General features: G+C 63.3%; 12 protein-coding genes and 1 pseudogene. 6 read left to right on the top strand and 7 right to left on the bottom strand.

The window, feature by feature from the left end; all coding sequences use genetic code 11:
• Window positions 1–99: 99 nt before the first annotated feature.
• The 3 genes from CUJ89_RS21690 to CUJ89_RS21680 form a co-directional block, all read right to left on the bottom strand.
• Window positions 100–1,410 carry an MFS transporter gene (locus tag CUJ89_RS21690; protein WP_114179498.1) on the bottom strand — a complete coding sequence of 437 codons (1,311 nt, stop codon included), beginning with the start codon at window positions 1,408–1,410 and terminating at the stop codon, window positions 100–102.
• An 85-nt stretch (window positions 1,411–1,495) separates the two neighbouring features.
• Entirely contained in the window at window positions 1,496–2,476 is a 981-nt protein-coding gene (locus CUJ89_RS21685; RefSeq protein ID WP_114179497.1) for a quinone oxidoreductase family protein, read from the bottom strand.
• Between the two features lie 125 nt (window positions 2,477–2,601).
• Window positions 2,602–3,444 (bottom strand): TauD/TfdA dioxygenase family protein, encoded by an 843-nt coding sequence (locus tag CUJ89_RS21680; RefSeq protein ID WP_114179496.1) that lies wholly within the window; start codon window positions 3,442–3,444, stop codon window positions 2,602–2,604.
• A 293-nt stretch (window positions 3,445–3,737) separates the two neighbouring features.
• Between CUJ89_RS21680 and CUJ89_RS21675 the strand changes: the two genes are divergently transcribed.
• Window positions 3,738–4,844, top strand: a complete 1,107-nt coding sequence (locus CUJ89_RS21675; RefSeq protein WP_114179495.1) for an AraC family transcriptional regulator — start codon at window positions 3,738–3,740, stop codon at window positions 4,842–4,844.
• Window positions 4,845–4,863: 19 nt separating this feature from the next.
• Here CUJ89_RS21675 and CUJ89_RS21670 read toward each other — a convergent pair whose 3' ends face one another.
• Window positions 4,864–5,868, bottom strand: a complete 1,005-nt coding sequence (locus tag CUJ89_RS21670) for an AraC family transcriptional regulator (RefSeq protein ID WP_114179494.1) — start codon at window positions 5,866–5,868, stop codon at window positions 4,864–4,866.
• 197 nt (window positions 5,869–6,065) lie between these two features.
• On the opposite strand from CUJ89_RS21670, the gene CUJ89_RS21665 reads away from it, so the two are divergent.
• Window positions 6,066–7,124, top strand: coding sequence for a 3-keto-5-aminohexanoate cleavage protein (locus CUJ89_RS21665; RefSeq protein WP_114179493.1), 1,059 nt, complete (start codon window positions 6,066–6,068; stop codon window positions 7,122–7,124).
• 271 nt (window positions 7,125–7,395) lie between these two features.
• Window positions 7,396–9,042 (top strand): fatty acid--CoA ligase, encoded by a 1,647-nt coding sequence (locus tag CUJ89_RS21660; RefSeq protein ID WP_114181492.1) that lies wholly within the window; start codon window positions 7,396–7,398, stop codon window positions 9,040–9,042.
• Window positions 9,043–9,257: 215 nt separating this feature from the next.
• On the opposite strand, the gene ribA is transcribed toward CUJ89_RS21660, so the two are convergent.
• Window positions 9,258–9,908 carry a GTP cyclohydrolase II gene (ribA, locus tag CUJ89_RS21655; RefSeq protein ID WP_114179492.1) on the bottom strand — a complete coding sequence of 217 codons (651 nt, stop codon included), beginning with the start codon at window positions 9,906–9,908 and terminating at the stop codon, window positions 9,258–9,260.
• A 177-nt stretch (window positions 9,909–10,085) separates the two neighbouring features.
• Here ribA and CUJ89_RS21650 point away from each other — a divergent pair, with 177 nt between their 5' ends.
• Window positions 10,086–10,547, top strand: a complete 462-nt coding sequence (locus CUJ89_RS21650) for a CBS domain-containing protein (RefSeq protein WP_114179491.1) — start codon at window positions 10,086–10,088, stop codon at window positions 10,545–10,547.
• A gap of 153 nt (window positions 10,548–10,700) precedes the next feature.
• On the opposite strand, the gene CUJ89_RS21645 is transcribed toward CUJ89_RS21650, so the two are convergent.
• Window positions 10,701–11,030, bottom strand: coding sequence for a DUF4148 domain-containing protein (locus CUJ89_RS21645; RefSeq protein WP_048247268.1), 330 nt, complete (start codon window positions 11,028–11,030; stop codon window positions 10,701–10,703).
• Window positions 11,031–11,542: 512 nt separating this feature from the next.
• Between CUJ89_RS21645 and CUJ89_RS21640 the strand changes: the two genes are divergently transcribed.
• Complete coding sequence (locus tag CUJ89_RS21640; protein WP_114179490.1) at window positions 11,543–11,941, top strand: GreA/GreB family elongation factor; 399 nt, start codon at window positions 11,543–11,545, stop codon at window positions 11,939–11,941.
• A 174-nt stretch (window positions 11,942–12,115) separates the two neighbouring features.
• Here CUJ89_RS21640 and CUJ89_RS21635 read toward each other — a convergent pair whose 3' ends face one another.
• Window positions 12,116–13,198, bottom strand: a complete 1,083-nt coding sequence (locus CUJ89_RS21635; protein WP_114179489.1) for a porin — start codon at window positions 13,196–13,198, stop codon at window positions 12,116–12,118.
• 609 nt (window positions 13,199–13,807) lie between these two features.
• Between CUJ89_RS21635 and CUJ89_RS21625 the strand changes: the two are divergent.
• Window positions 13,808–14,130, top strand: a pseudogene (locus CUJ89_RS21625) (hypothetical protein).
• Window positions 14,131–14,379 lie beyond the last annotated feature (249 nt).

Raw genomic sequence — 14,379 nt, 5'->3', positions numbered from 1 at the left:
GGCCTTATCGGCCCGCTTGCTGCGCGCGCCTGCCTGGTGTGCTTCCGGATCCCGGCGGCGCGCGTCCGCCGGTTGCTGCATCGTCGTCGAACCGCCCGCTCAACCTTCGCGCGTCGACGCCACCCCGCGGGCAAGGTCGCCTGCATACCGCCGCTTGCCGAGGACAAAAAGCAGCGCCGAGCCCAGGGCTGCAAACGGGATAAGCTGCAGTGCGACGTGCAGGCCCAGCCGGTCGGCGAGCATGCCGGTGATGAGCGGTCCCGCTGCGAGGCCGATCAGGTTGTTGGCCAGCGCCCAGATCGCCATCGCCGTCGCGTGGATCGCGGGAGGCGTGAGATCTGCCACCAATGCGCCCGTCGGGCCGCAGACGCCCGAGACGAGGAACATGCCGACGCCAATCGAGACCAGTTGCGGCAAACCCGGCGGCAGGTGGAAGGCCGTGCCGAATGCCACGAACGTGCTGGCGCAATAGACGATCGCCATCGTCCATTTGCGTGCCGGTCGGTGCCGGCTGATCCGGTCGGTCAGTACGCCGCAGACGCTCATGCCCACCCCCGAGGTCAGCACGAGCGATGCTGCCACCACGCTGGCGCGATCGAGCGGCATCCCGTACGAACGCACCAGGTAGCTCGGCAACCACGCAAACAGGGCGCCCGGCAGAATCAGTTGCACACCGCAGCCCAGATAGGCGAAAACCACGGCTTTCGCAGCGAACAGTGCACGCCCGAAACTGCGGGGCGTGAAGCGAGCCTGCGTCGCGCGCCCGGCGCGCCGCGGCGCGACCGGCCGGTCGGGCGCGAGGCGCTGCTCGGTGACCACAGCGCGGTAGATCGCGGCGAGCACGAGGCCGAACACCGCCATGGTGACGAACGACCAGCGCCAGCCGAACCGCGCGGCCACGATGCCGCTCAAGGCCATGCCCAGCATGGACCCGAACGACCCGCCCGCGAGAAACGAGCCCGAAAGCGTTGCGCGCAAATGCGCGGGAAACACGCTGAGCACGACAGCAAGACCCACGCTGCCATAGGCAGCCTCGCCCACGCCGACGAAAAAGCGTGCCGCGAACATCTGGCCATAGTTCGCCGACACGGCGCATCCGAGCGTGGCGAGGCTCCACAGTATCGCCATGAGGATCAGGCTGCGCACGCGCCCCCAGCGGTCGGCCAGCATCGACAGCGGGAGCGTCAGCAGCCCCACCATCAATGCGACGATGCTGCTGAGCGAACCCAGCTGCGTGTCCGTGAGCAACCATTGCGTCTTGAGCAGCGGAAAGACCGCGTTGAGCACCTGGCGCGACATGTAGTCCGCGAGCAGCAGACCGAAGGTCAGTGCAAAAACACTCCACGCGTAGGCCCTGGATACGGCCGGGGCAGGCGCGAGCGGGTCTCCCATCGCGGCAGTTGCTTGCATTCCCACGTTCGTCTCCTTGCTTTTCTGTCGATGCGCCAAACGCGCCGGATTTGCGTGACTTTGAGCCGCCTGCTTCTGCGCAGCGTCAGATCGTGAAAATGGAAGAGCCGGTCGTCCTGCGCGCCTCCAGGTCCCGATGCGCATGCACGGCATCCTGCAGCGCATAGCGCTGGTTGATTTCGATCTCGATGCGGCCCGCAGCGACGTGACCGAAGATTTCATTGGCAAGCTCGGCCTTTTCCGCCGGATCGGCGATATAGTCGGCGAGCGCCGGACGCGTGACGAAAACCGAGCCTTTGCGTGCGAGGAGTTGCGGCTCGAACGCGGGCGCCGTACCGGACGCCGTCCCGACGCAGACAAGCAAGCCGCGGCGCCGGAGCGAATCGAGCGAGGCCATGAACGTGTCCTTGCCCACACTGTCATAGACGACGGAAACGCCCGCGCCGCCGGTCAGCTCCCGCACGCGCCGCACCACGTCTTCGCGCGAATAGTCAATCACGTGATCGCAGCCGCGCCGGCGCGCGATCGCAGCCTTCTCCTCGCTCGACACGGTACCGATCACCGTGAGCCCGAGCAGCTTCGCCCACTGGCAAAGAATCAGGCCAACACCGCCCGCCGCCGCGTGCACGAGTATCGTCTCGCCGGGCTGCAGCGGCCAGATCCGCCGCATCAAGTAAGCCGACGTGAGGCCGCGCATCGTCATGGCCGCCGCGGTCTCGCACGTGATGTCCTGCGGCAGCCTGATCAGCGGGGTCGCCGCAATCAACCGCTCGGTGCTATACGCGCCGAGTGTGTTCACGAATCCCGTGTAGGTCACGCGGTCGCCAGGCGCCACGTTGGTCACGCCCGCTCCCACCTCCTCGACCACACCCGCCGCCTCCACGCCCATTCCCGCCGGCAGCGGAACCGGATAGAGGCCGCTGCGAAAATACGTGTCGGCAAAATTGAGGCCGACCGCCTCGTGGCGCAACCGCACCTCGCCCGGGCCGGGGGCGCCGACCTCGACCGCCTCCCAGCGCATGACTTCGGGTCCACCCGTCTCATACAACCTGATTGCATGTGCCATCTTCCGTCTCCTCGATTCCTGCTTTTTCGCTGCTGCCAGATATATCGTTATGCCAATCAATCCCGTGCCTTCTCGATCCTGCTGCGTCGGGCACCACGTATCGCAAGACACAGCGCACGCGCCTGTCAGAACGGACGGTCACCGACGATGCCTGCGCGCTCCATCTTGCGCGAAGCGGGCCAGTAGTCATGTACGGCGTAGTGCTGCGTCGCACGATTGTCCCAAACGGCCACGCTATTCGGCTTCCAGCGAAAACGCACCTGATACTCGGGGATATAGGCCTGGCTGAGCAGATAGTTGAGCAGATGGCTCGCGCCGGGGGTCTTGTCCTGCCCGAACCGCACGTTCTCGGGCGTATGAAAGTTGGCGAAATGGGTCGTGAAGCCGTTCACGTAGAGCACTTTTTCACCTGTCTCGGGGTGCGTTCGCACCACCGGATGCTCGACCATCGGGTTTTCCTCGGCGAGCTTCGTCCTCGCCTCGAGCGTCATCACCGCGCCGAACGAATGCTCGATGCTGTGCTTGGCCCGCAACCCGTCGATACGCTGCTTGATCTCCTCGGGCAGATTGCGGTATGCCGCGCCCATGTCGACCCAGATGGTGTCGCCCCCCACTTCGGGCCCCTCGATACAGCGCAACACCGCGCCCATCGACGGACAGGGCCGCCACGAACCGTCCGTGTGATAGCTGTTTTCGTAGCTCTCTTTCTTGTCGCTGCGATAGATCTGCACGAGCCTCGGATGTTCCGGATCGCTGCCGGCGACAGGATGATCCTCCAGTTCGCCGAAGCGCCGCGCAAACGCGACGTGTTCCGCACGCGTGATGTCCTGGTCACGCAGAAACAACACCTTGTGCTTGAGCAGCAGCGCCCTGATTTCGGCGAACAGGGTGTCGTCACGCGCCGCGTCGCGCAGATGAACGCCGGAAAGTTCAGCGCCGATGTTGCAGGTCAGTCGTTCGATTCTCATGGCCGGATTCCCGTGAATATAAGATCTCGCGCGAGGGGCGGCACGAATGTCTCCGCACGTCGCAAGCTTGAGCGTCCGCCGCCTGCCCGCTGCGCTCGTTGCGGCCCTTTTGCGAATGCGGTCGGCGACACACCTCCATGGACAGGCATTGTGGGAAATGCGCCGCTCGTCCGCTTGACGCCGGACGACACGATCTGACAACGCGCGACACGCGCTCCGTTCATGGTTATTCCTGACAGACGCCGCACGGCGCAGTCGCTACCCTCCCCGGAGTCGAATCCGCCTGTGAAGCCATGCCGCCCCTGGTTCGAGCCGCGTCCCTGACCAAGTTTTCGGAGATCGCCCGAAGCGCGGGCGTCGATCCGGTTCGCACGCTGCGTGAAGCGGGGCTCGATCCCGCCTGCGTCACGACACCCGATCTGCGTCTTCCCGAATCAAGCGTCGCACGGGTGTTCGAGGTATCGGCGCGCACCGCCGGTTGCCGCTCGCCAGGCGTACGCGTCGGCGAGGCGTGGCGGCTCTCCGATTTCGGGCCGATCAGTCTGCTGCTCCAGCATCAACCGACACTGCGCCAGTTGCTGGCGCAAATCGAGAACTACCGCCATCTGCTGAGCGATTCGGTGGTCATCCACCTCGAGGAAACCGCGGATATCGCGGTCGTGCATGTCGGACTCGTGACCGGGCGTCCCGAGCCGGGGCCCGAGATGGTGGAGTTGACGGTCGGCGTGGTATTCAGTCTCGTGCGCTCGGCACTCAACCCGCAATACATGCCCCGCAGCGTGCATTTCGCGCACGCCGCGCCCGCGAGCCTCGAGGTACATCGTCGCTTCTTCGGACGGCACGTCGAGTTCGATAGTGAATTCGACGGCATTGTGCTGGCCCGGCAGGATCTCGACCGCGCAAACCCGCTGGCCGACGCGCATCTCGCGCGCTACGCCAAGGAACTGCTCGACCTGCAGCCGCGCTACAACCCGGAATCGCTCGCCGACAACGTACGCCGCACCATTCACGTGCTATTGCCGCACGGCCAGGGCGCGATCGAGCCCGTCAGTTTCCGGCTGGGCCTGACGCCGCGCACGCTGCAACGCCAGCTCGAACAGACCGGACAGCGGTTCTCCGTTCTCCTGAACGAGATCCGGGCGTCGCACGCGAAGCGGTATCTGGCCCAGCCGCGTCATTCAATGTCCGATATCGGCGAACTGCTGGGCTTTTCGGAATCCAGCGCGTTCTCGCGCTGGTTCGGCGCCGAGTTCGGCAAGCCGCCGAGCCAGTGGCGCAACGAACACCTCGACCCACCCGCCGCCTCTCCCCGATCGGCACGCGCATCGAAGGCCGCGGCTTCCACCACGGGCGACGTCGAGCCGGTGGGGCTCGCATGGGAGCCGGCGCAACCCGTGTAGCACTCGCCGCCGTAGCGCGCTATCGAGCCTCTCTCCACTTTGAAACCGTCGTTCCAAAGTGTTTCCTGAACCAGAAGGCAAATGCGCTTGGGCTGGAAAAACCGAGCAGATCCGCCAGTTCGGCGAGCGAGCGATCGCTATCCCGGATCTGTCGAGACGCGAGTTCGCTCCGGACAACCTGAAGCAGCGCCGAAAAGCTCGTTTCCTCCGCGGCCAGACGCCGATGCAAAGTACGACGATCCATGGCGAGGTGTCTCGCCACCTGGTCGGCCGTGCAGCGGCCATTGGACAACATCGCGACAATCACTTGCCGAATCGTATGCGTGGCACTGTCATGAGCGCCTGACAAAGCCTGATCCAGAAAGCGGCGAGCATAAAGCGCCATCCGGGAATCTCGGGCAGGCCGATACGCCGCCAGATCCTTCGCGTGACACACGATGCCGTTGAAGCTGGAATTGAATTCGACGGCCAATCCGAAAAAGGCCTTGTGGCAGGTCGCACCATTCGGCGGACGGTGCTCGAAGCAGACGCTTCGCGGCCGCCAGCCCGGCCCCAGGAGTTCCCCGATGCTCCGGTAGAGTACGCCGACGGCCATCTCGATGGACTGTCGCACCGAACGCTTGTCGTCCACCAGGATGTTCTCGCGAATCAATACGGCATCGCCATAGTCTTCGATACGGGTCAGCAGCGAAGCATTGATCAAGCGGATGTAACGACACAGGCTCTCGAGAGACTCTCGAGCCGTAGGCGCTTCACTCATGACAGCGCTGATCGGTCCCAGGTTGGACAGCCGCCGGCTCATTGCCAGTCGCAACCCGAAATCTTCCACGTTTGCCGCCGCGGCACTGCTTTCCAGCAGTTCGCGAACCGCAAAAGTACTGATCGGAGCATCGGGATCGACCAGATCGCGCGCGCTCAACCCGACCTTGCGCAACATGCGCGCGGGATCGAGTCCGACATCGCGTGCGAGATCCGTATAGCCCGTCAGGCTTGCGCTCCGGATCGTGAGCATGGATCGCTGCATGGTAGTGTCCCAATTTAGACATCCAATGTCCCAAATAATACATAGGAGTCTAACTCGCGGCGATATTCTTTTGGTGTGAATCCGATCCCCGATACCTGACGCGGCAAAGCCGGTTCATGCGGGCGTTGCCGGCGAAGTAATGCCCTGAATCCAATTCAAATCACCACCATCCATTCCTTTTACCCAGGAGACACGCCATGAACTTTCTCGACGGACACCTGTTCCCCGAAAACCAGCAGCCGCTGATCATCACGGCCGCGCCCTATGCGCCGTCGTGGCTGCCGTCGGACTTCCCGGAGGAAATCGCCGTCACGATGGAAGATCAAATCCAGAGGGCCGTGGACTGCTACAACGCAGGCGCGACGGTGCTGCATCTGCACGTGCGCGAGCTGGACGGCAAGGGAAGCAAGCGTCTGTCGAAGTTCAACGAACTCATCGCCGGGGTGCGGGCACGCGTGCCGGAGATGATCATCCAGGTGGGCGGCTCCATCAGTTTCGCGCCGGAGACCGAAGGCGCGGCAGCCAAGTGGCTGTCGGACGACACGCGCCACATGCTGGCCGATCTGGACCCCAAGCCCGACCAGGTAACGGTGACGGTCAACACGTCGCAGATGAATGTCCTGGAGCAATTCGATGCGCGCGACATCAAGGGCACGTCGATGGAAGACCCGGCGGTGTTCAACGCGTACAAGGAGATGACGGTACCGGCGCAGCCCGGATGGGTCGAGGAGCATGTCCGGCGCCTGACGGCCGCGGGCATCCAGAGCGCATTCCAGTGCTACAACATCAACAGCTTCGAATCGGTGGAGCGGCTGATCCGTCGCGGTATCTACAAGGGCCCGCTGGTTATGAACTGGGTGGCCATCGGCGGCGGCATGGATGCGCCCAACCTCTACAGCCTCGCCAATTTCGTGCGCGCCGTGCCCGACGGCGCGGTACTGACGGTGGAAAGCTCCGTGCTCAACGTGCTGCCGGTGAACATGATGGGTATCGCGATGGGCCTTCACGTGCGCACGGGCACCGAGGACAACCTGTGGAACCAGTCGCGCACGGCCAAGATCGGCACCGCCGCGCAGATCGAGCAACTGGTGCGCATCTCGCGCGAGTTCGGCCGGCCGATCGCCACGGCCAGGGAGGCGCGCGAGATCAGCAAGATCGGCGTGTTCTACGACACCACGGAAGAAACCCTGGCAGCCAATGGTTTCGCGCCAAACCGGAACGGCGGGCAACAAGGGTATCTGCGCAAGATCGCGTGACCGGAAGCAATGAGGGATGTCGTGCGCTCGTACCGGTCGATGGCATCCCTATCAGTTTTCCTAATTAAAATAGCGCGATACCTTGAACGCGCAAGACGGGTTCAAGCATGAGCGCGCCCGCCTGCCTGCCGGAATGCCCAGTAACCGTTCCCCTCCCGGAAAACGGGAAATCGATCGGCCTTGCACCGCATGCTTGGCACGATGACGCGGCGCGCCGCTGCGCCGACAGCCATACGAGGTAGTCTCCGTGTCAGCGACCCAAGCATCCGCCATCCCCGACAACCTGATTGCGCCGACCCCGTCGGCCTACGCCTATCCATTGCTCGTCAAGCAACTGCTGCTGAACTCGCAGAGCCTGAGCGCGCATCAGGAGATCACTTATCGCGGCAAGCTGCGCTATACGTACGCCGACCTGCGCCGGCGCATCGGGCAACTCGCCAGTGCGCTGGAAACACTCGGCGTGCGGCACGGCGCCACCGTCGCCGCCATGGACTGGGATAGCCACCGCTACCTCGAGAGTTACTTCGCGATCCCGATGATGGGGGCGACACTGTTCACGGTCAACGTCCGCACCTCGCCTCAACAGATCGCCTATGCGCTGAACGATTCGCGCGCCGAACTGGTGCTCGCGCACACGGATTTCCTGCCGGTGCTCGAGCAGATTCGGGCGGAGCTGAAGTTCGTGCGTCAGGTCTTGGTGCTTGCCGACGACCATCCGATGACACCCACGCCGCTGCCCGTCGCGGGCGAGTATGAGGCGCTGGTCGGGCAAGCCTCGCCGGATTTCGTCTTTCCCGAGTTCGACGAGAATACGCGCGCCGCGCTTTTCTACACGACCGGCACCACGGGCGACCCTAAAGGCGTGTGCTACAGCCACCGGCAGATCGTGCTGCACGCGTTGACGATTTCGACGAGCCTGTGTTCGCCGCGCGATGGCCAACGACTGCATCGCGACGACGTGTACATGCCCATCACACCGATGTTCCACGTGCTCGCGTGGGGCCTGCCGTACGTTGCGGTCTTGCTCGGGCTGCGCGTCGTGCTGCCCGGCCGCTATGTCCCCGAGATATTGCTGGCGCTGAAGAAGACCGAAAAAGTGACGTTCTCGCATTGCGTGCCCACCATCCTGCAGATGCTGCTCGATGCCGCGCGCCGCGACGGCCACGACCTGGTCGGCTGGAAGATCATCACGGGCGGTGCAGCCCTGCCCCCCGGACTATGCCGCGCTGCGGTCGAACAAGGCATCGACGTGTTCGCGGGCTACGGGATGTCCGAGACGGGCCCGACGGTGGCGCTCTCGCAGTTTCCCCCGGGCGCCGCGCCGGTCGACCAGGACGAGAACGTGCACAAGCGTTGCATGACCGGACGCCCGCTGCCGATGGTGGACCTGCGGGTGGTCGATCCCGACATGCGCGACGTGCCGCGCGACAGCTCAACGCCCGGCGAAATCGTGCTGCGCGCGCCGTTCCTCACGCAGGGATACCACAACCAGCCCGAAGCCTCCGAAGCTCTATGGCGCGGCGGCTATCTGCATACCCAGGACGTCGCGGTGATGACGCCGGACGGCTATGTGCAGATCGTCGACCGCATCAAGGACGTAATCAAAACGGGCGGCGAATGGGTGTCGTCGATCGAGATCGAAGGCTTGATCGGGGAATTGCCGGACGTGCAGGAATGCGCGGTGATCGGCGTCAAGGACGACAAGTGGGGAGAACGACCGATGGCTCTTGTGGTTCGAGTTCAAGGAAGCTCGCTCGGCGCCGACGATGTGCGCGAGCATCTGCAGCGGCACGTCGAGTCGAAGCGCATCAGCCGGTACGCAGTGCCTGAAGCAGACCGGATTGCGTTCGTGGCCGACATTCCGAAGACGAGTGTCGGCAAGATCGACAAGAAAGCGCTACGCAAGTTGGCCGGATGACCCGGATCCGCCGCACGCCGCCGGTCAGCTTCCCGGCATACGTGAGCTGCGTAACGGGTTACACGGCGGGGTTACACGGCGGGTTACATCGCGCAGGTTCCCCCACAACGGGAAAAACCTGCGCCGGCGCGACCGGTCCGGATACAGGCAATCGAGCAAAAAACGCTCAACCCGGCGGTCGGCGTAGATCGATAAATTCCTTCTAAATCAATCTATTACTCGTTTTCCTCGAAGTAATGCCCGAACTTCGTTTGCTTCGTGCGGATATAACGCTCGTTTTCCTCGCGCACGGGCACCGCAAGCGCCACGCGTTCACAGACGGGAATGCCGTGCTTCGCGAGCGTGTCGAACTTCTTGGGGTTGTTGCTCATCAGTCGCACCGAAGTCACGCCGAGGATCCTGAGGATCGCGGCGGCCGAGTCGTATTCGCGAGCGTCGTCAGGCAGGCCAAGGTCGAGGTTCGCCTCGACGGTGTCGCGCCCCTGCTCCTGCAGCGCGTATGCGCGAATCTTGTTGCTCAGGCCGATCCCGCGCCCCTCATGGCCGCGCAGATACAGCAGCACGCCGCGGTCTTCGGCCGCGATGTAGCGCAACGCGAGATCGAGCTGCTCGCCGCAATCGCAGCGGTACGAGCCGAACACATCGCCGGTCAGGCATTCGGAATGCAGCCGCGTCAGCACGGACTGCTCGCCGGTCACGTCGCCCATCACAAGCGCGAGATGTTCGGCATCGCTGCCCGATACGCGGAACGCGTATGACGTGAACGTACCGTAGCGCGTAGGCAGCGACGCGGTAGCGACGAGCGTCACGCACTCGTCGGCCTGGCCATTGCCCGGCGTGGGCGATTGGGGACGCGAAGACATCATGAATTCAATCGAAACGTTCAGGAATGTAGGAATTGTGTGGATAGTGCGTGACGGGAGTTTACCGCTAATCTGGAAACGTCACGCGACTGCCACCGCCTGCCCGGCTATACTGGGCTCGTCGGGTGACGCGCATCACACCCTGCCTTCCCTGCATCGACCTGCACACGGAGAAAGCGAATGAGCACGACTGTCGCGCAGATTCTCAAGGCCAAGCCGGATTCAGGCCGCACCATCTACACCGTCACGAAAAGCGACCTCGTCTACGACGCCATCAAGCTGATGGCGGAAAAGGGAATCGGCGCGTTGCTGGTCGTGGACGGCGACGACATCGCGGGCATCGTCACCGAGCGCGACTATGCGCGCAAGGTCGTCCTGCAGGACCGTTCATCGAAAGCCACCCGCGTCGAGGAAATCATGACGGCGAAGGTACGCTACGTCGAACCGTCGCAATCCACCGACGAGTGCATGGCACTGATGACCGAGCACCGGATGCGTCACCTGCCCGTCCTCGACGGCGGCAAGCTGATCGGCCTCATCTCGATCGGCGACCTTGTGAAAAGCGTGATTGCCGATCAGCAGTTCACGATCAGCCAGCTCGAACACTATATCCACGGCACGCCCGCGGTCACGTCCGTCTGACCCGCTCCAGCAAAAAAGGCCCAAACGCGTCAGCGTCTGGGCGGAAAGCCGCCGGAATGCGGCGACGGAGGTTCTGCTCCTGCGGGCGAACGACGCGCGCTAATGGCGCGCGTCTCGTCGATTAAGTGGTGCGCTCGGGCAGACCGGGGACGTTCAGTTGCCGAAGTAGACCGAGTTCACGGGATTCGGTGCTTCCCGCGTCATGCGACGGCCCGCTTGTCCGGCACCCGTCGCCACGGCACCGTAGCCGCTCGTATCGGCCTGCGCGAGCATCGGCTGGTTCGGCTGGATCCGCTGTTCGGCGGCCTGGATGTTGTTCGGATACTGCGAATCGCTCGCCAGCGGCTTGTAGCCGTTCTGTTCGAGTTGCACGAGTTCGGCCTTGACCTGGTCGCGGGTCAGCCCTTGCTCGGACTGCGCAAACGATGCGATCGGGGCGGCAAGGACGGATGCGGCGATGGCTGCGTAGATGATCGACTTCATGATTTACCTCCGGAATATGTTCTCTTTTGACGTCGCCTCGGCAGGACTGTCTGAAGCGATTGAGTCCAGTGTAGTTCTCGCCACCCCAAGGGGAAACCCTTAGTTCGAACATACAGCGTTGCATTTTTAGCAAATATCGCCCACTGTTTCCGAACAGGGTCGTCACAACTTGCTTCATTTGCACAACAATCGCTGACGAAACGCCAACAGCCGAATCACATATCCCGAAGCTTGTGTTGTAGAATCGTAAGGTTTTATTCGCCAGCCGATATTCCATCCACCATGTCCGCGCTCACGCCCCTTTCGGTTTCGCCGTCCGGCCCGTCCGGCGTGCGTGCGCGCGCCGGTCATCCGGCGCATCCCCTCGCTCGACGCACGGCCCAGGCGCCGCTCGCCCCTGCCCGGCGCCTGATCTGACGGCTCGGTCTCCTCCCGGAGCCAGGTCAGACAGGCTCCGGGCGATCCTCATAGGCACGCCACGCCTGCCCCTGCCGATCATTTGGAGAACTGCCATGAAACAACGTCTTTACCAGTTGACCGAACTCGACGTCGCTCGCCTCGAGAAGCACGCCGAGCACAACCCGCGATTCCAGACAATGCTCGACACGCTGCTCGAACGCGCCGACATCGTCCAGCCCGACACCATCAAGGCGAACGTCGTCACGATGAACTCGCAGATCACACTGCTCGACGAAGCGACCCAGGAACAGGCCACCTGGACGATTGTTTATCCGGACGCCGCCAATCTCGAACTCGGCCGCCTGAACGTCTTCTCGCCCGTCGGCATGGCGCTGCTGGGCACGCAGCGCGGCCAACTGGTCAAGGTGATGCAGCCGAGCGGCACCGAACAGCTGATGAAGGTCGCCGCGATCGTGTTCCAGCCGGAAGCCCACGGCAAATACACGCGCTGACGCCGCCGGCCAGCACCGCGCCGCAACGGGCGCAGAACGAAAAAAGCGAGGCACAGGCCTCGCTTTTTTGCATCCGGACAATCCGGATTGTCGTCATCGCATTCCGCACACGAAAAAAAGGCGCCCGAAGGCGCCTTTTTCGATGCTGCGAAGCGGGTTACCCCGCCGTCACGCTTAGAAGCGGTGACGCAGACCAACCGTTGCTGCGGTTTGGTTGATCGACGAGCTCGGAGCCGTCGTGTTGTCGCCGTTGTAGATCGACGTGCCGATCACGTTACCCTTCGCGCCGCGCTGGTACACAGCTTGTGCGTACACGTCCGTGCGCTTCGACAGAGCGTAGTCAGCTTGCACGCCGAACTGGTTCCAGTGCGAGCTGCCGCCTTCGATCTTCGTGTTCGTGTACGTGTAAGCTGCGCCCAGGCCGAGAGCCGGCGTCAGGTTGTACTTTGCGTTGACTTCGTAGTTGTCGGTGCGTTGCTTCGGCACACCAGCAGCACGGTTGTCGATACGCGATTGCGTCCATGCAGCGCCGACTTGTGCCGGGCCGAATGCGTAGCCAGCAGCAGCACCGTACGTGCGGACGCGACCTTGCGAAGCAATCGACGTCGCGCCGTTGGCGTTCGTACCGTCACCGAGGTTCGCTTGCGAGTACGCTGCACCCAGCTTCAGGCCTTGGAACTGGTAAGCCGCACCAGCGCTGTACGCGCGGTTGTTGCCGAAGTTCTGGTTGTTCGAGAACGAGTACGTACCACCGAACTGCAGGCCAGCGTAGTTAGCGCTCGTGTACTTGATCGAGTTGTTCAGTGCGACGTCGCCGTTCGTGCTCAGACGGTCGTTGTTGCCCGGGTGCGCGAAGTACGTGCCGCCCCACGAGCCCGTTGCCGTCAGCGGTGCCAGGTAGTCTTGCGTTGCGTCATACTGCTTGCCCAGCGTGACCGTGCCGTACTGGCTCGACAGGCCGACGAAAGCTTGACGGTTGAACATGCCGCCGTTGTTGCCCAGCTTGCCGTTACCGATGCCGAAGCCGCTTTCCAACGTGAAGATTGCCTTCAGGCCGCCACCGAGGTCTTCCGAACCACGCAGACCGAAACGGCTTTGGTCGATACCCGAGCCCATCGACCACAGCGACTTGCTGGCGACGTTGCTTTGGTAGGTGATGCCTGCGTCCAGCACGCCGTACAGCGTGACGCTGCTTTGCGCGTGAGCGACGGTAGCGAACGATGCTGCAGCTGCTGCAACGATCAGAGTCTTGTTCATTCGTGGAGCTCCCTTCTAAAAAGAGGCAGGTCTCGCGACCTTGTTCATAAACGGTCTGCAACCGTCCGGGAGCGCCACCTGTGTACTGCTGGCCGCGCCCGGATAGTTGCCCGTTTGGGAACCGTGAGTTTAGGGGTGTACCCTAGGGGCGCGATCTGCAAATAAAGAAATAAGCTTTTCCAGAACTAGAAATAATGAAAGTGGGGCCGCGTTATAAGTATTTGTTTTAACGCTTGTTTTTGACCTCTTGACGACGGCTTTTTGGAGGCTTTCATCGCACCATTCCTTCGTGTCATCGTCTTGACGGTTGCATAGAAACAACAAACGGATTCGTTTCAACACCCGAAATCGGCAATTTTTACCCAAACCGATCTCGAATACTGGGCTCCGGGCGCCTAAAACGCATCCGTCACTCAGTAAACAGGGCGCGACATCCGTGCAGGAGGCAATGTCCCCGTCAGCCGGCAGAAACGGAAAGGCCAACTTCCGCCTGCCGGCGGTCCGCCCGCCAGGCGTGACACGCGGTAACAGCCTTAACCGCTCGCGTAACCCGGCCGGCGTACTGGCCGGCTAATGTAAGACAGCCTCGAATACAGAATAGGAAACGACATGAATCGACGCTCGTTGTTGCGCGCCATCGGATTGACCGCCGCCTTCGTCGGCACCGGCTGGCTCCGCGCCGCCACGGCCCAGCCCGCGCCGCCCGGGTACCGGCCGTCCGGCCCGAACCGCGTGCCCGGCACGACCGCCGGCCGCCACCGCCACGGCCGCACGGCTATATATGGACCGACGGCTACTGGCGCTGGCAGCGCGGCCGCTATATATGGGTGTCCGGCCGCTGGGTCGCACGGCGCCCCGGGCGTCGGTGGATGCCCGGCTACTGGCGTCGCCAGGGGCCGGTATGGGTCTATGTCGACGGTTCGTGGCGATAGGCAGCCCGCGGCTCCGGCCGATGGAAGAGCCGGAGCCGGAGCCGGAGCCGGACGGCGCGTGCGAACCCTCGCCGTTCGGCCACGGAATGAATCATGGCGCCCGGCAGGCGCGCTCGCGGAGCCTGCCCCATCCCGGGACGATGCCGGCCGCCGAAACCGATGCCAGGGCGTGCAATCGGGCAACCTCGACAATCAATATGCCCGCCGATCTCCGGCGCAGCGTGTTGCATCGACCTGATTCCTGCCGCT

The sequence above is a fragment of the Burkholderia pyrrocinia genome (assembly GCF_003330765.1).
GTDB classification, from domain to species: Bacteria; Pseudomonadota; Gammaproteobacteria; order Burkholderiales; family Burkholderiaceae; genus Burkholderia; species Burkholderia pyrrocinia_B.
The sequence above is the reverse complement of the archived record's forward strand: the minus strand, read 5'-3'. Positions and strand labels throughout refer to the sequence as shown.

What these genes read in the sequence shown, in the direction of transcription:
- CUJ89_RS21670 (WP_114179494.1), bottom strand. Translation starts at nt 5,868, where the DNA reads ATGCAGCGATCCATGCTCACGATCCGGAGCGCAAGCCTGACGGGCTAT.
- CUJ89_RS21685 (WP_114179497.1), bottom strand. Translation starts at nt 2,476, where the DNA reads ATGGCACATGCAATCAGGTTGTATGAGACGGGTGGACCCGAAGTCATG.
- CUJ89_RS21680 (WP_114179496.1), bottom strand. Translation starts at nt 3,444, where the DNA reads ATGAGAATCGAACGACTGACCTGCAACATCGGCGCTGAACTTTCCGGC.
- CUJ89_RS21650 (WP_114179491.1), top strand. Translation starts at nt 10,086, where the DNA reads ATGAGCACGACTGTCGCGCAGATTCTCAAGGCCAAGCCGGATTCAGGC.
- CUJ89_RS21635 (WP_114179489.1), bottom strand. Translation starts at nt 13,198, where the DNA reads ATGAACAAGACTCTGATCGTTGCAGCAGCTGCAGCATCGTTCGCTACC.
- CUJ89_RS21665 (WP_114179493.1), top strand. Translation starts at nt 6,066, where the DNA reads ATGAACTTTCTCGACGGACACCTGTTCCCCGAAAACCAGCAGCCGCTG.
- CUJ89_RS21690 (WP_114179498.1), bottom strand. Translation starts at nt 1,410, where the DNA reads ATGCAAGCAACTGCCGCGATGGGAGACCCGCTCGCGCCTGCCCCGGCC.
- ribA (WP_114179492.1), bottom strand. Translation starts at nt 9,908, where the DNA reads ATGATGTCTTCGCGTCCCCAATCGCCCACGCCGGGCAATGGCCAGGCC.
- CUJ89_RS21675 (WP_114179495.1), top strand. Translation starts at nt 3,738, where the DNA reads ATGCCGCCCCTGGTTCGAGCCGCGTCCCTGACCAAGTTTTCGGAGATC.
- CUJ89_RS21645 (WP_048247268.1), bottom strand. Translation starts at nt 11,030, where the DNA reads ATGAAGTCGATCATCTACGCAGCCATCGCCGCATCCGTCCTTGCCGCC.
- CUJ89_RS21640 (WP_114179490.1), top strand. Translation starts at nt 11,543, where the DNA reads ATGAAACAACGTCTTTACCAGTTGACCGAACTCGACGTCGCTCGCCTC.